The following is a 21,106-nucleotide window of genomic DNA, read 5'->3' on the forward strand; positions in this document are numbered from 1 at the left end:
ATTTTCTGGTGCGTACCGGGCTGAGAGGCGGTGTAAGTGAACTGTAGTTGCCATGTTTTACGGCAATGAGAGCAGAGATAGCGCTGATGTCCGGCAGTGCTTTTGCCGTTACGCACCACGCCTTCAGTAGCGGAGCAGGAAGGACATCTGATGGAAATGGAAGCCACGCAAGCACCTTAAAATCACCATCATACACTAAATCAGTAAGTTGGCAGCATTACCTCTGATGAGAATTCTTTCATCTCTGGTAATTTAATTCTGTTCAAGCAATTGATGATTTTCGATGAGCTTTTATATATTTCTTTTGTTAATTCATTTTCTAATTTATCTGTAAGAGTTGCCCTTGGTATAGATTTTATAATTGCAAATCTCATAATTTTTAATTGTTCTTCGGTAATGTCTCCAGGCTCATTTAAACAACTTTCGACAAACTTGATTTTTTCTTCAGAATACATATCGCTAATGCTTATTAAAACAGGCGTTATTTTTAGTAAATAATCCCAGGAGATTGTGGCGTTTTGTGTTGAACTAACAAAATTAACCTGAAACATGTTGGCATTAGTAAAATTTGTTGAATTCAATTTAAAAGGATTTAAAATAGTATTAGCCATATGTTTATCTGTGAAATCATAATAATCTAAATCGACATTACGTAAGTCCAGAGAGGATAGATCAACGATATCTCCAGTCCCACAACTAAAAATTACGTTTAACCTCCTGATTTCATTGTAAATATCTTTTAATGGGCAATTAATATTGATATTACCTGTGGATATTTCCTGGTTTTTTAACGGTTCATTAATGGTAAGTTCACAAGTATTGTCCGATCGTTGAATAATTTGGGCGTTATAACCTAAAAAATCCAGACGAAGAGACGAGACATTATAAAGAATTACATTTTGTAAGTACGCTAATTCTTTTTGAAAATCACCAGTGATAATGCATTTTCCACCAGGTTGTAACGTGTTAAGTAAAGTGACCATTTCAATAGAGGTCTGTTTTAGTTTTTCTATACCTGGTGCTAGTGCTTCGAGGTTATTTCCTGTTGGGCTTTCAGGAAGGTCATTCATTTTTCGACGGACTAAATCACTACTAATATCATTACCAATTGATGAAACAGGGAACATTATTTTATCCTTTATAAATAATCAATAAAAATCATTATTAAAATGATCGGGTGAAAAAAAGAGAATTTGCCAACAATCTGAAGTAATGCTGGTTTTATTAAAGTGCACAAGGGGGGTTAAGATGGCTTCTTTTCGGGTGAATTTTGCACAATACTTAGAAATCGTCTCCTTAATACATTCCAGCTCTTTTTTATTGACGGCTGAGCAAGTACATTGTTCACCAAAAGGTGCAAAAGTGCCTACATCTAATGTTTGTATGATATAATCATCATGTTCTCCTGTAGAAATATCTATAATGAATGGACTCATATTTTCCGGTTGGATTCGGATCATGACAGAAGGAACATCGCCATGATAGAAATTCAATGCAGTTATTGCAGATAATACTCTCCGCAGTTCATTACTTATACTGTAAATTTTATTAACGTCATTGGTGGAGACAATTTCTGCAAACTTTCTTTTTACCGTCCAATAATCAATATTTCTATTGTGATTGTTAACCACTGCGTGCATTGGCGGGATTGAAGGGTGAAAAATATGCGCAATTGGGAAGCCTTTCATTGATGCCTGCCTTGTCATCATGACAAACAATAATAGATGCTTATTTTCCTCGCAGGGTTCTTTCGCACTATCAAAAAACGCTCATTTACCCGGCGTTACAGTAAACGAAGCAACATTCTGTGGCCTACGCCGATCAAAAGCTCTGTGAAAATTTCCCTTGTTGTCTTTGTCTGACCTTATCGCGGCGATCAGCAATTATTCGTTTTGTGATCCTCAACACAAAATGCTATTCGTCGCCTATGAGGGGAGAAGAATTTATGGAAAACGATTGCATTCACAAAATGACGTCCTGTCAGAAGAGAAAAAGTTGACGTTAATCAATTGTTCGAGATGATCAATATATGTATTCGAAATTTTAAAATATTGATAAAATAAATGTTTGTTCTCCAACAAATAGCGTGAAAAAATGTGACATGCCGCATTATTTATCACTGAAAATGGTTTATTTATAATAAAATTTGAGAACTTGCTCATTAAATTTAACTCAAATTTTGCCTGGTAATTATCCGGTAATTGCTTGAAATATGGTCTCAGCCCCTTTTTTGTATTAACCACATAACGAATGATGTTATCGCCATAAAATATGGTTATCCCCGTCATTTTTTTTGACAAAAATCAGGGTTTATGCTGATTTTTATACTTTAACTTGTTGATATTTAAAGGTATTTAATTGTAATAACGATACTCTGGAAAGTATTGAAAGTTAATTTGTGAGTGGTCGCACATATCCTGTTCATTTCATTTTGATACACTTCATGCCGTCAATGAGGTAATTAACGTAGGTCGTTATGAGCACTATTCTTCTTCCGAAAACGCAGCACCTGGTAGTCTTTCAGGAAGTCATTAGAAGTGGTTCTATCGGCTCGGCTGCAAAAGAATTAGGGTTAACTCAACCGGCCGTCAGTAAAATCATTAACGATATTGAAGATTATTTTGGTGTGGAATTAGTGGTGCGGAAAAATACCGGTGTAACATTAACACCTGCCGGTCAATTGTTACTCTCCCGTTCCGAATCCATTACCCGTGAAATGAAAAATATGGTTAATGAGATAAGCGGTATGTCTTCTGAGGCGGTGGTGGAAGTCTCATTTGGTTTTCCTTCATTGATTGGTTTTACTTTTATGTCAGGGATGATCAACAAGTTCAAAGAGGTGTTCCCGAAAGCGCAGGTTTCTATGTATGAAGCGCAACTGTCTTCGTTCTTACCGGCAATCCGCGACGGTCGACTGGATTTTGCGATTGGTACGTTAAGTGCAGAAATGAAGCTTCAGGATTTACATGTTGAGCCGCTGTTCGAGTCCGAGTTTGTGCTGGTAGCCAGTAAGTCCCGAACATGCACCGGCACCACCACGCTGGAGTCGTTGAAGAACGAACAGTGGGTGTTGCCACAAACTAATATGGGGTACTACAGCGAACTGCTTACTACGTTACAAAGAAATGGCATCAGTATTGAAAACATCGTTAAAACCGACTCAGTCGTGACAATTTATAATCTTGTTCTCAATGCTGATTTCTTAACTGTAATTCCTTGTGATATGACGTCACCTTTTGGTTCTAATCAATTTATTACTATTCCGGTTGAAGAAACATTACCTGTGGCACAATATGCCGCGGTATGGTCGAAAAATTATCGTATTAAAAAAGCAGCATCGGTTTTGGTGGAATTAGCCAAAGAGTATTCATCTTATAATGGGTGTAGACGAAGGCAATTAATAGAAGTTGGTTAGTTATTTGTTTTTATTTAAACATAAATAATCCACCTGTCTGTCTTGCAGGTGTCGGTTACGGTTACCTACATATTTAATTCAGGCGAAGAGGTTTTATAATGCATATTACATACGATCTGCCGGTTGCTATTGATGACATTATTGAAGCGAAACAACGACTGGCTGGGCGAATTTATAAAACAGGCATGCCTCGCTCCAACTATTTTAGTGAACGTTGCAAAGGTGAAATATTCCTGAAGTTTGAAAATATGCAGCGTACGGGTTCATTTAAAATTCGTGGCGCATTTAATAAATTAAGTTCACTGACCGATGCGGAAAAACGCAAAGGCGTGGTGGCCTGTTCTGCGGGCAACCATGCGCAAGGGGTTTCCCTCTCCTGCGCGATGCTGGGTATCGACGGTAAAGTGGTGATGCCAAAAGGTGCGCCAAAATCCAAAGTAGCGGCAACGTGCGACTACTCCGCAGAAGTCGTTCTGCATGGTGATAACTTCAACGACACTATCGCTAAAGTGAGCGAAATTGTCGAAATGGAAGGCCGTATTTTTATCCCACCTTACGATGATCCGAAAGTGATTGCTGGCCAGGGAACGATTGGTCTGGAAATTATGGAAGATCTCTATGATGTCGATAACGTGATTGTGCCAATTGGTGGTGGCGGTTTAATTGCTGGTATTGCGGTGGCAATTAAATCTATTAACCCGACCATTCGTGTTATTGGCGTACAGTCTGAAAACGTTCACGGCATGGCGGCTTCTTTCCACTCCGGAGAAATAACCACGCACCGAACTACCGGCACCCTGGCGGATGGTTGTGATGTCTCCCGCCCGGGTAATTTAACTTACGAAATCGTTCGTGAATTAGTCGATGACATCGTGCTGGTCAGCGAAGACGAAATCAGAAACAGTATGATTGCCTTAATTCAGCGCAATAAAGTCGTCACCGAAGGCGCAGGCGCTCTGGCATGTGCTGCATTATTAAGCGGTAAATTAGACCAATATATTCAAAACAGAAAAACCGTCAGTATTATTTCCGGCGGCAATATCGATCTTTCTCGCGTCTCTCAAATCACCGGTTTCGTTGACGCTTAATTAATTCGTTGAGGATAGGATATGAGTACTTCAGATAGCATTGTATCCAGCCAGACAAAACAATCGTCCTGGCGTAAATCAGATACCACATGGACGTTAGGCTTGTTTGGTACGGCAATCGGCGCCGGGGTGCTGTTCTTCCCTATCCGCGCAGGTTTTGGCGGACTGATCCCGATTCTTCTGATGTTGGTATTGGCATACCCCATCGCGTTTTATTGCCACCGGGCGCTGGCGCGTCTGTGTCTTTCTGGCTCTAACCCTTCCGGCAACATTACGGAAACGGTGGAAGAGCATTTTGGTAAAACTGGCGGCGTGGTTATCACGTTCCTGTACTTCTTCGCGATTTGCCCACTGCTGTGGATTTATGGCGTTACTATTACCAATACCTTTATGACGTTCTGGGAAAACCAGCTCGGCTTTGCACCGCTGAATCGCGGCTTTGTGGCGCTGTTCCTGTTGCTGCTGATGGCTTTCGTCATCTGGTTTGGTAAGGATCTGATGGTTAAAGTGATGAGCTACCTGGTATGGCCGTTTATCGCCAGCCTGGTGCTGATTTCTTTGTCGCTGATCCCTTACTGGAACTCTGCAGTTATCGACCAGGTTGACCTCGGTTCGCTGTCGTTAACCGGTCATGACGGTATCCTGATCACTGTCTGGCTGGGGATTTCCATCATGGTTTTCTCCTTTAACTTCTCGCCAATCGTCTCTTCTTTCGTGGTTTCTAAGCGTGAAGAGTATGAGAAAGACTTCGGTCGCGACTTCACCGAACGTAAATGTTCCCAAATCATTTCTCGTGCCAGCATGCTGATGGTTGCAGTGGTGATGTTCTTTGCCTTTAGCTGCCTGTTTACTCTGTCTCCGGCCAACATGGCGGAAGCCAAAGCGCAGAATATTCCAGTGCTTTCTTATCTGGCTAACCACTTTGCGTCCATGACCGGTACCAAAACAACGTTCGCGATTACACTGGAATATGCGGCTTCCATCATCGCACTCGTGGCTATCTTCAAATCTTTCTTCGGTCACTATCTGGGAACGCTGGAAGGTCTGAATGGCCTGGTCCTGAAGTTTGGTTATAAAGGCGACAAAACTAAAGTGTCGCTGGGTAAACTGAACACTATCAGCATGATCTTCATCATGGGCTCCACCTGGGTTGTTGCCTACGCCAACCCGAACATCCTTGACCTGATTGAAGCCATGGGCGCACCGATTATCGCATCCCTGCTGTGCCTGTTGCCGATGTATGCCATCCGTAAAGCGCCGTCTCTGGCGAAATACCGTGGTCGTCTGGATAACGTGTTTGTTACCGTGATTGGTCTGCTGACCATCCTGAACATCGTATACAAACTGTTTTAATCCGTAACTCAGGATGAGAAAAGAGATGAATGAATTTCCGGTTGTTTTGGTTATTAACTGTGGTTCGTCTTCGATTAAGTTTTCCGTGCTCGATGCCAGCGACTGTGAAGTATTAATGTCAGGTATTGCCGACGGTATTAACTCGGAAAATGCATTCTTATCCGTAAATGGGGGAGAGCCAGCACCGCTGGCTCACCACAGCTACGAAGGTGCATTGAAGGCAATTGCATTTGAACTGGAAAAACGGAATTTAAATGACAGTGTGGCCTTAATTGGCCACCGCATCGCTCACGGCGGCAGTATTTTTACCGAGTCCGCCATTATTACCGATGAAGTCATTGATAATATCCGTCGCGTTTCTCCACTGGCACCCCTGCATAATTACGCCAATTTAAGTGGTATTGAATCGGCGCAGCAATTATTTCCGGGCGTAACTCAGGTGGCGGTATTTGATACCAGTTTCCACCAGACGATGGCTCCGGAAGCTTATTTATACGGCCTGCCGTGGAAATATTATGAAGAGTTAGGTGTACGCCGTTATGGTTTCCACGGCACGTCGCACCGCTATGTTTCCCAGCGCGCACATTCGCTGCTGAATCTGGCGGAAGATGACTCCGGCCTGGTTGTGGCGCATCTTGGCAATGGCGCGTCAATCTGCGCGGTTCGCAACGGTCAGAGTGTTGATACCTCAATGGGAATGACGCCGCTGGAAGGCTTGATGATGGGTACCCGCAGTGGCGATGTCGACTTTGGTGCGATGTCCTGGGTCGCCAGCCAAACCAACCAGAGCCTGGGTGACCTGGAACGCGTAGTGAATAAAGAGTCGGGATTATTAGGTATTTCCGGTCTTTCTTCGGATTTACGTGTTCTGGAAAAAGCCTGGCATGAAGGTCACGAACGCGCGCAACTGGCAATTAAAACCTTTGTTCACCGAATTGCCCGTCATATTGCCGGACACGCAGCTTCATTACGTCGCCTGGATGGAATTATATTCACCGGCGGAATAGGAGAGAATTCAAGCTTAATTCGTCGTCTGGTCATGGAACATTTGGCTGTATTAGGCTTAGAGATTGATACAGAAATGAATAATCGCTCTAACTCCTGTGGTGAGCGAATTGTTTCCAGTGAAAATGCGCGTGTCATTTGTGCCGTTATTCCGACTAACGAAGAAAAAATGATTGCTTTGGATGCCATTCATTTAGGCAAAGTTAACGCGCCCGCAGAATTTGCATAATTTAGTTGAAGTATTGTAGAGAGATTATTTTTCATGAAGGTAGATATTGATACCAGCGATAAGCTGTACGCCGACGCATGGCTTGGCTTTAAAGGTACGGACTGGAAAAACGAAATTAATGTCCGCGATTTTATTCAACATAACTATACACCGTATGAAGGCGATGAATCTTTCCTCGCCGAAGCGACGCCTGCCACCACGGAATTGTGGGAAAAAGTAATGGAAGGCATCCGTATCGAAAATGCAACCCACGCGCCGGTTGATTTCGATACCAATATTGCCACCACAATTACCGCTCATGATGCGGGATATATTAACCAGCCGCTGGAAAAAATTGTTGGCCTGCAAACGGATGCGCCGTTGAAACGTGCGCTACACCCGTTCGGTGGCATTAATATGATTAAAAGTTCATTCCACGCCTATGGCCGAGAAATGGACAGTGAATTTGAATATCTGTTTACCGATCTGCGTAAAACCCATAACCAGGGCGTATTTGATGTTTACTCACCGGATATGCTGCGCTGCCGTAAATCTGGCGTGCTGACCGGTTTACCAGATGGCTATGGCCGTGGGCGCATTATCGGTGACTATCGCCGCGTAGCGCTGTATGGCATCAGTTATCTGGTACGTGAACGCGAACTGCAATTTGCCGATCTCCAGTCTCGTCTGGAAAAAGGCGAGGATCTGGAAGCCACCATCCGTCTGCGTGAGGAGCTGGCAGAGCATCGTCATGCGCTGTTGCAGATTCAGGAAATGGCGGCGAAATATGGCTTTGATATCTCTCGCCCGGCGCAGAATGCGCAGGAAGCGGTGCAGTGGCTCTACTTCGCTTATCTGGCGGCAGTGAAATCGCAAAATGGCGGCGCGATGTCGCTGGGCCGCACGGCATCGTTCCTCGATATCTACATTGAGCGCGACTTTAAAGCTGGCGTACTCAATGAGCAGCAGGCACAGGAACTGATCGATCACTTCATCATGAAGATCCGTATGGTACGCTTCCTGCGTACACCGGAATTTGATTCGCTGTTCTCCGGCGACCCAATCTGGGCGACGGAAGTGATCGGCGGGATGGGGCTGGACGGTCGTACGCTGGTGACCAAAAACTCCTTCCGCTATTTGCACACCCTGCACACTATGGGGCCGGCACCGGAACCTAACCTGACCATTCTTTGGTCGGAAGAATTACCGATTGCCTTCAAAAAATATGCCGCGCAGGTGTCGATCGTCACCTCTTCCTTGCAGTATGAAAATGACGATCTGATGCGTACTGACTTCAACAGCGACGATTACGCGATTGCCTGCTGCGTCAGCCCAATGGTGATTGGTAAGCAAATGCAGTTCTTTGGTGCACGCGCTAACCTGGCGAAAACGCTGCTCTACGCAATTAACGGCGGGGTGGACGAGAAGCTGAAGATTCAGGTCGGGCCGAAAACAGCACCGCTGATGGACGACGTGCTGGATTACGACAAAGTGATGGACAGCCTCGATCACTTCATGGACTGGCTGGCGGTGCAGTACATCAGCGCGCTGAATATCATTCACTACATGCACGACAAGTACAGCTACGAAGCTTCGCTGATGGCGCTGCACGATCGTGATGTCTATCGCACTATGGCATGCGGCATCGCGGGCCTGTCGGTGGCGACGGACTCCCTGTCTGCCATCAAATATGCCCGCGTGAAACCAATCCGTGACGAAAACGGCCTGGCGGTGGACTTTGAAATCGACGGTGAATATCCGCAGTACGGCAACAACGACGAGCGCGTAGACAGCATTGCCTGCGACCTGGTTGAACGCTTTATGAAGAAAATTAAAGCGCTGCCAACCTATCGCAACGCCGTCCCTACCCAGTCGATTCTGACTATCACTTCTAACGTGGTGTACGGCCAGAAAACCGGTAATACGCCGGACGGTCGTCGCGCCGGAACACCGTTCGCGCCGGGCGCTAACCCGATGCATGGTCGTGACCGCAAAGGTGCCGTGGCCTCATTGACGTCGGTGGCGAAACTGCCGTTCACCTACGCCAAAGATGGGATCTCGTACACCTTCTCAATCGTTCCTGCGGCGCTGGGCAAAGAAGATCCAGTACGTAAAACCAACCTTGTCGGCCTGCTGGATGGGTATTTCCACCACGAAGCGGATGTCGAAGGCGGTCAACACCTCAACGTCAACGTAATGAATCGGGAAATGCTGCTGGATGCCATCGAGCACCCGGAAAAATATCCTAACCTGACAATCCGTGTCTCTGGCTACGCCGTGCGCTTCAACGCACTGACCCGTGAACAGCAACAGGATGTTATTTCACGTACCTTTACCCAGGCGCTCTGACGCCGGAGGATGTATGAAAAAGATTATCGAAACGCAACGTGCCCCAGGCGCAATCGGCCCTTATGTTCAGGGCGTTGATTTAGGCAGCATGGTCTTCACCTCCGGGCAAATACCGGTTTGCCCACAGACCGGTGAGATCCCGGCTGATGTGCAAGATCAGGCGCGTTTAAGCCTCGAAAACGTCAAAGCGATCGTGGTTGCTGCCGGGCTGAGCGTGGGCGATATCATCAAGATGACCGTGTTTATCACCGATCTGAATGATTTTGCCACCATCAACGAAGTCTATAAGCAGTTCTTCGATGAGCATCAGGCGACCTATCCGACCCGGAGCTGTGTGCAGGTCGCGCGTTTGCCGAAAGATGTGAAGCTGGAAATTGAAGCCATCGCAGTACGTAGTGCGTAAAGCCTCGTGAGCGGGACGGTCGTAAGGTCGTTCCGCTCCACTTCACTGAACGGCAATCCGAGGGTGTGGATATGATTAGTGCATTCGATATTTTCAAAATTGGGATTGGTCCCTCCAGTTCGCATACCGTGGGGCCAATGAATGCCGGAAAAAGTTTTATTGATCGGCTGGAAAGTAGCGGCTTATTAACCGCGACGAGCCATATTGTGGTCGATCTGTACGGGTCGTTGTCACTGACGGGCAAAGGCCATGCCACGGATGTCGCCATCATCATGGGACTGGCAGGAAACAGTCCGCAGGATGTTGTCATTGATGAGATCCCTGCATTTATAGAGTTAGTAACGCGCAGCGGGCGGCTGCCAGTGGCATCTGGTGCGCATATTGTTGATTTTCCTGTAGCAAAGAACATTATCTTCCATCCCGAAATGTTGCCTCGCCATGAGAACGGAATGCGGATCACTGCCTGGAAGGGACAGGAAGAGCTATTAAGTAAAACCTATTACTCTGTCGGCGGCGGGTTTATTGTCGAAGAAGAACACTTCGGCCTGTCGCACGATGTCGAAACGTCCGTACCTTACGATTTCCACTCAGCAGGTGAACTGCTGAAAATGTGTGATTACAACGGCCTGTCTATATCTGGTCTGATGATGCACAACGAGCTAGCGCTGCGCAGCAAAGCGGAAATTGACGCCGGTTTTGCCCGTATCTGGCAAGTGATGCATGACGGTATTGAACGTGGGATGAACACTGAAGGCGTGCTGCCTGGTCCGCTCAATGTGCCGCGCCGTGCCGTAGCGCTGCGTCGTCAGCTGGTTTCCAGCGATAACATCTCTAACGATCCGATGAATGTCATCGACTGGATCAACATGTACGCGCTGGCGGTTAGTGAAGAAAACGCAGCTGGCGGGCGCGTGGTAACGGCACCGACTAACGGTGCGTGCGGCATTATTCCGGCAGTACTGGCTTATTACGATAAGTTCCGTCGTCCGGTAAACGAGCGGTCAATTGCCCGCTATTTTCTGGCCGCGGGGGCTATTGGCGCGCTGTATAAAATGAACGCCTCCATCTCTGGCGCGGAAGTCGGCTGTCAGGGGGAGATTGGCGTGGCCTGTTCAATGGCGGCGGCAGGGTTAACTGAACTACTGGGCGGCAGTCCGGCGCAGGTATGCAATGCGGCGGAAATCGCGATGGAGCATAACCTTGGGCTGACCTGCGATCCGGTTGCCGGACAGGTACAAATCCCGTGCATTGAACGTAATGCCATTAATGCCGTGAAAGCAGTAAACGCCGCGCGGATGGCGATGCGCCGCACCTCGGCACCGCGTGTTTCACTCGATAAAGTGATCGAGACGATGTATGAAACCGGCAAAGATATGAACGATAAATACCGCGAAACATCACGCGGAGGACTGGCCATTAAAGTGGTCTGCGGCTGACATTGCTGTCAGCTTTCATCCTTGGGTGCACAAATGTGCACCTTTTTTTTGTGATCTGCCGCAAATAGAGAATGAATATTCTCCTGCGATTAATTTAGTAGAAAATTCTTATCCATCTCCGTTATTTCAAAGTCTTGATTGTGAAGATTTTCTCTGACCTCGCGCGTATCATTTCTTTATTCTAATAACTCGCCTGCAAAAACGTAGACCGCATATCGCCTTGATGCGGCTCGGAAAAAAATAATAAGCCCTACAAAATATTGAGCGAGAAATTATGGAAATTGCATCGAATAAAGGCGTCATTGCAGACGCTTCGACCCCGGCGGGTCGTGCTGGAATGAGTGAGAGCGAGTGGCGAGAAGCGATCAAATTCGACAGTACTGACACCGGCTGGGTGATTATGAGTATCGGGATGGCGATTGGCGCGGGGATTGTTTTTCTCCCGGTGCAGGTCGGTTTGATGGGATTGTGGGTATTTTTGCTCTCATCGGTGATTGGTTACCCGGCAATGTATCTGTTTCAGCGATTGTTTATTAATACGCTGGCAGAATCACCAGAATGTAGAGATTACCCGAGCGTCATTAGCGGTTATTTAGGTAAAAACTGGGGCATCCTGTTAGGTGCGCTCTATTTCGTAATGCTGGTGATTTGGATGTTCGTCTATTCCACCGCCATCACCAACGATAGTGCTTCCTACCTGCATACCTTCGGCGTGACGGAAGGGTTGCTGTCAGACAGTCCCTTTTATGGTCTGGTACTGATTTGCATTCTGGTGGCGATCTCCTCACGCGGCGAGAAATTGTTATTCAAAATTTCGACCGGCATGGTGCTGACCAAGCTGCTGGTGGTCGCGGCGCTGGGCGTGTCGATGGTGGGAATGTGGCATCTGTATAACGTCGGTTCGCTACCGCCGCTGGGGCTGCTGGTGAAAAACGCCATTATTACGCTGCCGTTTACCCTGACGTCGATTCTGTTTATCCAGACGTTAAGTCCGATGGTGATCTCTTATCGCTCGCGGGAAAAATCAATTGAAGTGGCGCGGCATAAAGCATTGCGGGCAATGAATATCGCGTTTGGCATTTTGTTTGTCACCGTCTTTTTCTACGCCGTGTCGTTCACGCTGGCGATGGGACATGACGAAGCGGTAAAAGCCTATGAGCAGAATATTTCCGCGCTGGCGATTGCCGCACAGTTTATTAGCGGTGACGGCGCAGCGTGGGTGAAAGTGGTCAGCGTCATTCTCAATATCTTTGCTGTCATGACTGCATTCTTTGGCGTCTATTTAGGCTTTCGCGAAGCAACGCAAGGGATCGTAATGAACATCCTGCGTCGCAAGATGCCTGCCGAGAAGATTAACGAAAATCTCGTTCAGCGCGGCATCATGATTTTCGCCATTTTGCTGGCCTGGAGCGCCATCGTACTGAACGCACCGGTGTTGAGCTTCACCTCTATCTGTAGCCCGATTTTCGGCATGGTAGGGTGCCTGATCCCGGCGTGGCTGGTTTACAAAGTACCAGCATTGCACAAATACAAAGGGATGTCTCTGTACCTGATTATCGTCACTGGTTTGTTGCTGTGTGTTTCTCCGTTCCTGGCATTTTCTTGATTTACCTGAAATTTTAAGGTTTTTAATATGTTTGATTCGACTTTAAATCCGTTATGGCAGCGTTACATCCTCGCCGTTCAGGAGGAAGTAAAACCGGCGCTGGGATGTACTGAACCGATTTCACTGGCGCTGGCGGCGGCGGTTGCTGCGGCAGAACTGGAAGGTCCGGTTGAACGTGTAGAAGCCTGGGTTTCGCCAAATCTGATGAAGAACGGTCTGGGCGTCACCGTTCCCGGCACGGGAATGGTGGGGCTGCCGATTGCGGCGGCGCTGGGGGCGTTAGGTGGAAATGCCAACGCCGGGCTGGAAGTGCTGAAAGACGCAACAGCGCAGGCAATTGCCGATGCCAAAGCACTGCTGGCGGCGGGGAAAGTCTCCGTTAAGATCCAGGAACCTTGCGATGAAATCCTCTTCTCACGCGCCAAAGTCTGGAACGGTGAGAAGTGGGCGTGTGTCACCATCGTCGGCGGGCATACCAACATTGTGCATATCGAGACGCACGATGGTGTGGTGTTTACCCAGCAGGCGTGTGTGGCAGAGGGCGAGCAAGAGTCTCCGCTGACGGTGCTTTCCAGAACGACGCTGGCTGAGATCCTGAAGTTCGTCAATGAAGTCCCGTTTGCGGCGATCCGCTTTATTCTCGATTCCGCGAAGCTAAATTGTGCGTTATCGCAGGAAGGTTTGAGCGGTAAGTGGGGGCTGCATATTGGCGCGACGCTGGAAAAACAGTGCGAGCGCGGTTTGCTGGCGAAAGATCTCTCTTCATCCATTGTGATTCGTACCAGCGCGGCATCCGATGCGCGTATGGGCGGCGCTACGCTTCCGGCTATGAGTAACTCCGGCTCGGGTAACCAGGGGATTACCGCAACAATGCCTGTGGTGGTGGTAGCAGAACACTTCGGAGCGGATGATGAACGGCTGGCGCGTGCGCTGATGCTTTCGCATTTGAGCGCAATTTACATCCATAACCAGTTACCGCGTTTGTCTGCGCTGTGTGCCGCAACGACCGCAGCAATGGGGGCCGCCGCCGGGATGGCATGGCTGGTGGATGGGCGTTATGAAACCATCTCGATGGCGATCAGCAGTATGATCGGCGATGTCAGCGGCATGATTTGCGATGGTGCGTCGAACAGCTGCGCGATGAAGGTTTCGACCAGTGCTTCGGCTGCGTGGAAAGCGGTGTTAATGGCGCTGGATGATACCGCCGTGACCGGCAATGAAGGGATTGTGGCGCATGATGTTGAGCAGTCGATTGCCAACCTGTGTGCGTTAGCAAGCCATTCGATGCAGCAAACGGATCGGCAGATTATCGAGATTATGGCGAGCAAGGCCAGATAAACGCCAGGTTTTGGGGATCGTGCCGGATGCGATGCTGGCGCATCTTGTCCGGCCTACGGGTTGTTTAATTCGTTAATGTTGTTGGATTTTGTAGGCCGGATAAGGCGTTTTCGCCGCATCCGGCAACCTGTCTTTACGCGGTAGCTTCATCCTCGGCTAAACGCGTTTCAGCATCCGCGACGATAGCTTCCAGCTCGCTCAACATCTCTTCATAGCCAAAATTTTTGGCGGTGCGAGCAGGTTCTTTCGCCACCACGGGCTTCACCGGCTGGCGCTTTTTGGCCAATTTTTTACTCATCATCATCTCCCTGTAAAAACAACTAGACAGGCAAATCTATCAGCAAAGCGCGCAGTGGGGAATCGGCAACCAGCGTAATGTTAGCCTCGTCACGAATAAACGCCCCATCACCGCAGGTCAGCGCCGCTTTCTCTTCATGATGCGTAAGCGCATGAAATTTCCCGTGAATCGATTGCAAATACGCGCGTGGCCCATGCAACTGGAAATTCGCACTTTCGCCTTTGTCGAGCACGATATGGTGCAGCCACACTTGCTGGCGTAATTGCAGGCTTCCCATCGCACCCTCTGGCGAGGCGATTAATTGCTGCTTGCCCATATTAAGCGCCAGCTTTTGAATCAGCGGATTCTCTTGCTGCGGGCAGGCGTCCAGCCAAAGCTGCATTCGCGTTAACGGTTTGTCTTTGCTGAGATTGTGTTCGCTATAGCTGACACCCGGCTGGGTAGAGAGCAGCAACGCCTCTCCGGCGCTGGCCTGAACATGATTGCCTTCGCTATCGCGATACTCTGCTTCTCCATCCAGAATCACATTTAAAATATCGACTTTGGGATAGGTTCGCGGCTGAAAGGCGGCACCTGGGGCCAGCACTTCCTGGTTAAGCACACGCAGGGAGGCATAGCCTAACAATTTCGGGTCGAAGTAGTGTCCAAAGGAAAAAGTATACCGGGCCTGCAACCATCCGTAGTCTGCTTGTCCACACTGCCTGGCAGTTCGGGTAGTAATCATAATTCTTGACCTCTCTTTACTTCCTTTTATGGTAAGGGGCTGGACGCTACATTGTTAGCCAGATATTCTGCCCGGTATGTTCAAATTTCCTGAATGAGAACGAAATGGCCAAAGAAAGGGCATTAACGCTGGAAGCACTACGGGTTATGGATGCGATCGATCGCCGGGGCAGTTTTGCGGCGGCGGCGGATGAGCTGGGACGCGTGCCTTCCGCACTTAGCTACACCATGCAAAAACTGGAAGAAGAGCTGGATGTGGTGCTGTTTGACCGCTCGGGCCATCGTACCAAATTCACCAATGTCGGGAGGATGTTGTTGGAGCGAGGGCGCGTTTTGCTGGAAGCCGCAGATAAACTGACTACTGATGCGGAAGCTCTCGCGCGCGGTTGGGAAACGCATCTCACCATTGTGACCGAAGCGCTGGTACCGACACCTGCCTTTTTCCCGTTAATCGACAAACTGGCGGCAAAAGCCAATACCCAACTGGCAATCATCACAGAAGTGCTGGCGGGGGCGTGGGAACGGCTGGAGCAGGGGCGGGCGGATATTGTTATCGCGCCGGATATGCATTTTCGTTCCTCGTCGGAGATCAACTCGCGCAAGCTCTATACGTTAATGAACGTCTACGTTGCCGCGCCTGATCACCCGATTCATCAGGAGCCGGAACCGTTATCTGAAGTGACGCGTGTGAAATATCGTGGAATTGCGGTGGCGGATACCGCTCGTGAGCGCCCGGTGTTGACCGTACAGCTGCTGGACAAACAGCCGCGCTTAACGGTGAGCACGATTGAAGATAAACGTCAGGCATTACTGGCGGGGCTTGGCGTGGCGACGATGCCGTATCCTATGGTCGAAAAAGATATTGCGGAAGGGCGGTTGCGTGTCGTCAGCCCGGAATCGACCAGCGAGATCGATATTATTATGGCCTGGCGTCGTGACAGTATGGGGGAAGCGAAATCCTGGTGTCTGCGGGAAATTCCCAAACTTTTTAACGGAAAATAATATTTATTATTGTTAATAAAAAGGGGCGAAATATCGCCCCAATTCTAAGATTAATTTGAACCAAACTTCGGATCGTTTCCGTAACGATTGCTGCCAGAAGTACCTTCTGTGCAGAAAAAAACCAGAAGCACGAGCCAGCCAATAAACGGAACAAAAAAGAGCAAGGCCCAGGCACCTGAACGGTCGGTATCGTGTAAGCGACGGATAGCAAGCGCAAGGACGGGAAGGAAGGTTGCCAGCAAATAAAGCATAGACAGATATGGAAGCTCCAGACCTAAAATCAATTGAATGACATTGATAATAGCGCCGACGATGGCGTTAATCAGAGTAAACATCCAGTACTCTTTACGACGTGCGCGACCAGAGAAACCAACATAATTTTTTAATACGGACAAATACCACTGCATAAAAACATCCCTTTAATTAAAAGTGACGAAAGTCTATTCCGGGTATTGTGTAAATGCTATTCGTATCTTTCTTTTTCGGATGTTATAAAGGTTTTGATATTTAAGATAAATACATGGTTATTTTTTATAGGTAATTTATATAACGACATTGAAATATTTTAAATAAACATTAGTAAATTATTCATTCATCAACATAATGATAAAAGCCGGATGAGTCAGACATCCGGCGAGCAGATTTGTTTTAAGGTTCCAGTTTTGGATCTGGTCCAAAGCGGTTTTCGCCTGGCGTACCCGCCTGGCAGTTAAAGACGATGATAATAAGCCAGCCGATAAACGGGATTAAGAATAGCAGTGCCCACCACGCCGAGCGGTCGGTGTCGTGCAGGCGGCGGAACTGAACCGCCCACCACGGTAAAAACACCAGAATACCGTAGATTGTCGTCAGGATGCCTTCGCCACCAGCGCGTTGCCAGCCTAACATTTTATCCAGCAGCCCCAGCACGAACGTAAAGATGATGTTGACCAGAATAAACATCCAGTACTCTTTGCGCCGCGCACGACCCCGGAAACCGACATAATTTTTTAGTACTTTCAGATACCAGTCCATTTTTGCCTCAATTTTGCTCAATCACTTGTTTTTAAAGCAGCAAATTAAGAATAGACGTGAATGAAATGGCAGTAAATATTCGTTCAAGGAATTAATAAAGTGCCGTGAAGGCGCGCTAAGACTGATGACAAGCGCAAAATCGCCAGATGCGCTACGCTTATCTGGTCTGCGCGGGTTATGCAATCTATTGAATGTACAATGTTTTGTATGTCAGATAAGGCGTTCATGCCACATCCGACATGAACAACATGCACTTAGCTAATTATCAGAGGCACCTCGTAAGGTGCCTTTTTTTAACCGAAGCGAACATCTCGTCCATGCGGTTCATCGAGATCCTGCCACGGACCAATTGAAATAATCCCCGTAGGGTTGATGGTCTTATGGCTGCGGAAGTAATGATTACGGATATGATCGAAATTGACTGTTTCGGCGATCCCCGGCATCTGGTAGATATCGCGCAGAAAACCGTACAGATTCAGGTAATCGCTGATGCGGTGCTTATCACACTTGAAGTGGGTCACATACACCGGATCAAAACGCACCAGCGTAGTCCACAGGCGAATATCGGCTTCGGTTAGCTGGTTGCCGGTCAGGTAACGATGCTGGCCTAAAATCTGCTCCAGTCGTGCCAGCGATTCAAACACTTTCGCCACCGCCTCGTCGTAAGCTTCCTGGCTGGTGGCAAAACCAGCTTTATACACGCCGTTGTTAACGGTGTCATAAATCCAGCCGTTAAGTTCGTCAATTTTTGTTTGCAGGGCTGGAGGGTAGTAATCACCCGCTTTCGCGCCCAGCGCATCAAACGCGGTATTGAACATGCGGATGATTTCTGCTGATTCGTTGCTGACGATGGTGTGGTTCTTTTTGTCCCACAGCACGGGAACAGTAACTCGTCCGCTGTAGTGTGGATCGGCGTGGAGATAAAGCTGATACAGAAATTCATTTTGATAGAGCGTGTCTCCGGTTGCTCCCGGAAAACTGTCATCAAAGGTCCAACCGTTTTCCAGCATCAGCGGGTTCACTACGGAAACGGAAATAAACGGTTCCAGTCCTTTGAGTTTGCGCATGATCAGCGTGCGGTGCGCCCACGGGCAGGCGAGTGAAACATAGAGATGATAACGATCTTTCTCTGCGATAAAACCGCCTGTGCCAGTGGGGCCAGGAGCGCCATCGGCAGTGAGCCAGTTACGAAATGCGGAAGCTGAACGTTGAAATTTACCGCCGGTAGATTTGGTATCGTACCAGGTGTCATGCCAGACGCCGTCAATCAGTTGACCCATTTTTCTCTCCTCCAATAGCAAAAACGAGGAGCTTCCTCCTCGTTTTTTATCGTTAAGTATAGCGCGTGCTTACCACTTTTTATTCAGCAGGCGGTCGATGCTATACGCGCCCGGACCGGTAATTGCCAGCAGCAGGAATCCGCCAGAAATTGTCAGGTTTTTCATGAACATCAGCGAGTTGACGCCTTCAGCAAAGTTGCTGTGAAATAAAAATGCCGTCAGCAGCGTAAAGCCCGCAGTAAACAGGGCTGTGGTGCGAGTCAGGAAACCGAACAGGATTGCCAGACCACCACCAAACTCAAGCAGAATCACCAGCGGCAGCATAAAACCCGGGACGCCCATTGCTTCCATATATTGTTGGGTACCCGCGTAGCCAGTAATTTTTCCCCAGCCAGCGGTAATAAACAGAATCGGCATTAAAATGCGCGCTACCAGTACACCAACATCTTCTAATTTTTTCATCATACTCTCCACTGCGCCACTCAGGCTGCTGATTGTTTTTTTGTGCAATGGCGCGGTATTAGCGTCGTTGCTGTCGATGGAGAGAATCATAAACGTGGTGAATGATGATTGTTAGCAAGGAAAACTGTCAAAAATCTTCAAAAAATTTGAGGGATAAGGCCGGAATGGCTCCGGCCAGAGGGAAGTTAACCGCGAAGCTGTTGCTGCTTGAGGGTCGTTTTAACCAGACGCCAGGCGCTCCATACGCCAAAACCGCGTCTGGCCCAGCGGACCAGCATATTAGGATGGCGAATCGTCCAGATCGCCATCACGCTACTGCCAACCAGCGCCCAGGAGCGCAGACTTAGCAGCATATTCCAGCGACGATCGTAAGCGCCTGTTGCCTCCAGCCATTCACGACGACTGGCAGAAAGATCCAGCCGTTGTTGCTGGATCTGGCTAAGCAGTTGCGCCTTACGTCGTTCACGTTCGACTTTACTGCTCACGGGACTCCTCCTCGAGCAGCTGCCGATCGTTTGCCAGCTCATGGCGTGTATGGCGCAGCAAGGTGGATTTACGCGATTTACGTAACGTCCAGATACCGCCAATCAGTGCCAGTAGCAGCAACACCACGGTGGTGGCAATCATCGCATTCAGGCGATATTGTGGATCAACCGCCCAAATAATTAGCACCATCAGGCTCATAAGACCAAATGCAGCGAAAAGCATCGTCAGGCCCAGCATCAGTAAAAGTTGAAAGAGATTAGCTTTTTCCTCTTCCAGCTCAACCACCGCCAGCCGCAGACGTGTTTCCACCATTTCAACCATGATGGAAACAATTCGCTGCCCGATGCCCAGAACGCTTTTACCGGGCCCTTGCGCGTGATGAGTGTCCGCCATAATTAACGACGCGACAGCAGAACGCCGAGCACTACACCGATTGCAGCGCCAATGCCCACGCCCGTCCATGGATTTTCACGCACATACTCATCGGCACGCGCCGCCGCGACACGGGTTTGTTTGGCGATGGCATCACCGGTTTCACCCAGGCGATAACGGCTCTGTTTCAGTGCCTGCTCCGCTTTGCTACGAATCTTACTCAACTCTTCTTTCGACTTCTCGCCAGATGAGCTAAGCACCTCTTCCAGCGTATCGGAAAGGGATTTCAACTCAGCACGCAGATGTTCCGTAGTGTGTTCTTTCGACATAGTTTTCTCCAGGTGAGTAAGTAGTGACTATTGTGAGTTAGTAGTCGCGCGCTTCCAGCTTTTTCAGCTCTTCCTGCGCTTCTGCCAGTTTCCGTTCGCGTTTGGCAATCTTATCGGCATCGCCTTTTTGCTTCGCCTCGGCTAAATCTTGCTGGCGTTCCGCCACCTCATCTTTCTGCTTTGCGATTTTCTTCTGATGATCGGCACGCAGCTGGCTATCTGAACAGTTGGCCCGGACTTCACTCAGGGCTTTATTCAGACCGTCAATACGATTCTGGTTTTGGTGTTTTTCGGCATAGCTGATCTCCTTAAGGATATTTTGCTCCTTTTCCTGACACAGGGTAGTGGCATAACTACCAGCACTAAGAGCAAAAAGAGAAACAGCTAAAGCGATGCGGTATTTCATTCTTGAACCTTCCATTGTGATTCGGACCTATTACAAAGGAACGATTGTCCAGACAACGAAGCGGTAGTGTTAACCACCGCCTCATTAATCATAGACAGTTACGGTGAAATCACCAAAGTGAGTGATCTGTTTCGGATAACAGGAAGTTATCCGAAGCGATGAGAGTTATCCCGTAGCCGGGTCAGCCACTGCATAGCCTGACTGTTATTGTCCTGCTGCGCAATGATGTAGCCTTGGGGCAATGTTCTGTCGAGGACCGCTTTTGCAGCGGCGCTCTGGTCGCTGGAGTCAAAGGTAATTAACAGAGTGTCGTTTTTGGGGGTGATACTTTTGAAAGGAATGCCATGAGCGTCAAGGTGATGCCAGATTGAAAAACCGTCTGGCATCGTTGTGCCTTGATGAACGGCACGAATCGCCAGCGTAGACTCTTGCTGGCGAACCGCGGACCAGGCCAGCAACAGCGTGCCGACCAGAAGTAAAACAGCGCCGGACCAGGCTAGCTGGCGAAGCGACATGCGAGGTATTTGCATCCC

24 protein-coding genes and 1 pseudogene are annotated in these 21,106 nt (G+C 48.4%); 10 read left to right on the forward strand and 15 right to left on the reverse strand.

Features of this window, described 5'->3' with window-relative positions; translation table 11 throughout:
• The 4 genes and pseudogenes from K0778_RS15285 to tdcR all read right to left on the reverse strand — a co-directional run.
• On the reverse strand, window positions 1-167 hold a 167-nt coding region (locus K0778_RS15285), incomplete at its 3' end, for an IS1 family transposase (protein ID WP_047664789.1).
• 54 nt (window positions 168-221) lie between these two features.
• A pseudogene (locus K0778_RS15290) lies at window positions 222-1,127 on the reverse strand (hypothetical protein); the annotation flags it as partial.
• A 21-nt stretch (window positions 1,128-1,148) separates the two neighbouring features.
• Entirely contained in the window at window positions 1,149-1,688 is a 540-nt protein-coding gene (gene yhaB, locus K0778_RS15295; protein WP_000675733.1) for a protein YhaB, read from the reverse strand.
• A gap of 255 nt (window positions 1,689-1,943) precedes the next feature.
• Window positions 1,944-2,162: a transcriptional activator TdcR gene (gene tdcR, locus K0778_RS15300; RefSeq protein ID WP_213059370.1), complete on the reverse strand. Its 219-nt coding sequence runs from the start codon at window positions 2,160-2,162 to the stop codon at window positions 1,944-1,946.
• Window positions 2,163-2,476: 314 nt separating this feature from the next.
• On the opposite strand from tdcR, the gene tdcA reads away from it, so the two are divergent.
• The 9 genes from tdcA to cyuA all read left to right on the forward strand — a co-directional run bounded on the left by tdcA (window position 2,477) and on the right by cyuA (window position 14,201).
• Complete coding sequence (gene tdcA, locus K0778_RS15305) at window positions 2,477-3,415, forward strand: transcriptional regulator TdcA (protein WP_000104211.1); 939 nt, start codon at window positions 2,477-2,479, stop codon at window positions 3,413-3,415.
• Window positions 3,416-3,513: 98 nt separating this feature from the next.
• Window positions 3,514-4,503, forward strand: a complete 990-nt coding sequence (gene tdcB, locus K0778_RS15310; protein ID WP_000548347.1) for a bifunctional threonine ammonia-lyase/L-serine ammonia-lyase TdcB — start codon at window positions 3,514-3,516, stop codon at window positions 4,501-4,503.
• 21 nt (window positions 4,504-4,524) lie between these two features.
• Window positions 4,525-5,856 (forward strand): threonine/serine transporter TdcC, encoded by a 1,332-nt coding sequence (gene tdcC, locus K0778_RS15315; RefSeq protein ID WP_000107723.1) that lies wholly within the window; start codon window positions 4,525-4,527, stop codon window positions 5,854-5,856.
• 25 nt (window positions 5,857-5,881) lie between these two features.
• A complete protein-coding gene (gene tdcD, locus K0778_RS15320; RefSeq protein ID WP_001295545.1) occupies window positions 5,882-7,090 on the forward strand; it encodes a propionate kinase in 1,209 nt (402 codons plus the stop codon).
• A gap of 33 nt (window positions 7,091-7,123) precedes the next feature.
• The gene (gene tdcE, locus K0778_RS15325) at window positions 7,124-9,418 is read left to right on the forward strand and encodes a 2-ketobutyrate formate-lyase/pyruvate formate-lyase (RefSeq protein ID WP_000861734.1); all 2,295 of its coding nucleotides are present in this window, start codon (window positions 7,124-7,126) and stop codon (window positions 9,416-9,418) included.
• Window positions 9,419-9,431: 13 nt separating this feature from the next.
• Window positions 9,432-9,821 (forward strand): enamine/imine deaminase, encoded by a 390-nt coding sequence (locus K0778_RS15330; RefSeq protein ID WP_000719990.1) that lies wholly within the window; start codon window positions 9,432-9,434, stop codon window positions 9,819-9,821.
• A 71-nt stretch (window positions 9,822-9,892) separates the two neighbouring features.
• The gene (gene tdcG, locus K0778_RS15335) at window positions 9,893-11,257 is read left to right on the forward strand and encodes an L-serine ammonia-lyase (RefSeq protein WP_000622126.1); all 1,365 of its coding nucleotides are present in this window, start codon (window positions 9,893-9,895) and stop codon (window positions 11,255-11,257) included.
• A gap of 274 nt (window positions 11,258-11,531) precedes the next feature.
• The gene (locus K0778_RS15340) at window positions 11,532-12,863 is read left to right on the forward strand and encodes an amino acid permease (RefSeq protein WP_063084609.1); all 1,332 of its coding nucleotides are present in this window, start codon (window positions 11,532-11,534) and stop codon (window positions 12,861-12,863) included.
• Window positions 12,864-12,890: 27 nt separating this feature from the next.
• Window positions 12,891-14,201: a cysteine desulfidase gene (gene cyuA, locus K0778_RS15345; protein WP_000460499.1), complete on the forward strand. Its 1,311-nt coding sequence runs from the start codon at window positions 12,891-12,893 to the stop codon at window positions 14,199-14,201.
• A 133-nt stretch (window positions 14,202-14,334) separates the two neighbouring features.
• Here cyuA and yhaL read toward each other — a convergent pair whose 3' ends face one another.
• Both yhaL and K0778_RS15355 read right to left on the reverse strand, forming a co-directional pair.
• Window positions 14,335-14,499 (reverse strand): protein YhaL, encoded by a 165-nt coding sequence (gene yhaL, locus K0778_RS15350; RefSeq protein ID WP_001345966.1) that lies wholly within the window; start codon window positions 14,497-14,499, stop codon window positions 14,335-14,337.
• A 22-nt stretch (window positions 14,500-14,521) separates the two neighbouring features.
• Window positions 14,522-15,223, reverse strand: coding sequence for a pirin family protein (locus K0778_RS15355; RefSeq protein ID WP_063084608.1), 702 nt, complete (start codon window positions 15,221-15,223; stop codon window positions 14,522-14,524).
• A 104-nt stretch (window positions 15,224-15,327) separates the two neighbouring features.
• Here K0778_RS15355 and yhaJ point away from each other — a divergent pair, with 104 nt between their 5' ends.
• Complete coding sequence (yhaJ, locus tag K0778_RS15360) at window positions 15,328-16,224, forward strand: DNA-binding transcriptional regulator YhaJ (RefSeq protein WP_001041009.1); 897 nt, start codon at window positions 15,328-15,330, stop codon at window positions 16,222-16,224.
• Between the two features lie 50 nt (window positions 16,225-16,274).
• Here the strand turns inward: yhaJ and K0778_RS15365 are convergent, their stop codons facing one another.
• The 9 genes from K0778_RS15365 to mzrA all read right to left on the reverse strand — a co-directional run bounded on the left by K0778_RS15365 (window position 16,275) and on the right by mzrA (window position 21,103).
• Entirely contained in the window at window positions 16,275-16,631 is a 357-nt protein-coding gene (locus K0778_RS15365) for a DUF805 domain-containing protein (protein WP_001198807.1), read from the reverse strand.
• Between the two features lie 241 nt (window positions 16,632-16,872).
• Window positions 16,873-17,238: a DUF805 domain-containing protein gene (locus K0778_RS15370; RefSeq protein ID WP_000384145.1), complete on the reverse strand. Its 366-nt coding sequence runs from the start codon at window positions 17,236-17,238 to the stop codon at window positions 16,873-16,875.
• Between the two features lie 293 nt (window positions 17,239-17,531).
• A complete protein-coding gene (gene yqjG, locus K0778_RS15375; protein ID WP_000531213.1) occupies window positions 17,532-18,518 on the reverse strand; it encodes a glutathionyl-hydroquinone reductase YqjG in 987 nt (328 codons plus the stop codon).
• A gap of 69 nt (window positions 18,519-18,587) precedes the next feature.
• The gene (locus K0778_RS15380; RefSeq protein ID WP_000732240.1) at window positions 18,588-18,980 is read right to left on the reverse strand and encodes a DoxX family protein; all 393 of its coding nucleotides are present in this window, start codon (window positions 18,978-18,980) and stop codon (window positions 18,588-18,590) included.
• Window positions 18,981-19,165: 185 nt separating this feature from the next.
• Complete coding sequence (locus K0778_RS15385) at window positions 19,166-19,465, reverse strand: YqjK-like family protein (protein ID WP_000096086.1); 300 nt, start codon at window positions 19,463-19,465, stop codon at window positions 19,166-19,168.
• Window positions 19,455-19,859, reverse strand: coding sequence for a phage holin family protein (locus tag K0778_RS15390; RefSeq protein ID WP_000785722.1), 405 nt, complete (start codon window positions 19,857-19,859; stop codon window positions 19,455-19,457). Before K0778_RS15390 ends, K0778_RS15385 begins: the two co-directional genes overlap by 11 nt.
• A 2-nt stretch (window positions 19,860-19,861) precedes the next feature.
• A complete protein-coding gene (locus K0778_RS15395; RefSeq protein ID WP_000031415.1) occupies window positions 19,862-20,167 on the reverse strand; it encodes a YqjD family protein in 306 nt (101 codons plus the stop codon).
• Between the two features lie 37 nt (window positions 20,168-20,204).
• Complete coding sequence (gene yqjC, locus K0778_RS15400; protein ID WP_001295543.1) at window positions 20,205-20,573, reverse strand: DUF1090 family protein YqjC; 369 nt, start codon at window positions 20,571-20,573, stop codon at window positions 20,205-20,207.
• 146 nt (window positions 20,574-20,719) lie between these two features.
• Complete coding sequence (gene mzrA / locus K0778_RS15405; RefSeq protein WP_001166761.1) at window positions 20,720-21,103, reverse strand: EnvZ/OmpR regulon moderator MzrA; 384 nt, start codon at window positions 21,101-21,103, stop codon at window positions 20,720-20,722.
• Between the last annotated feature and the right edge of the window lie 3 nt (window positions 21,104-21,106).

The sequence above is a fragment of the Escherichia sp. XD33 genome, from assembly GCF_019375075.1.
GTDB lineage: Bacteria > Pseudomonadota > Gammaproteobacteria > Enterobacterales > Enterobacteriaceae > Enterobacter > Enterobacter flexneri_A.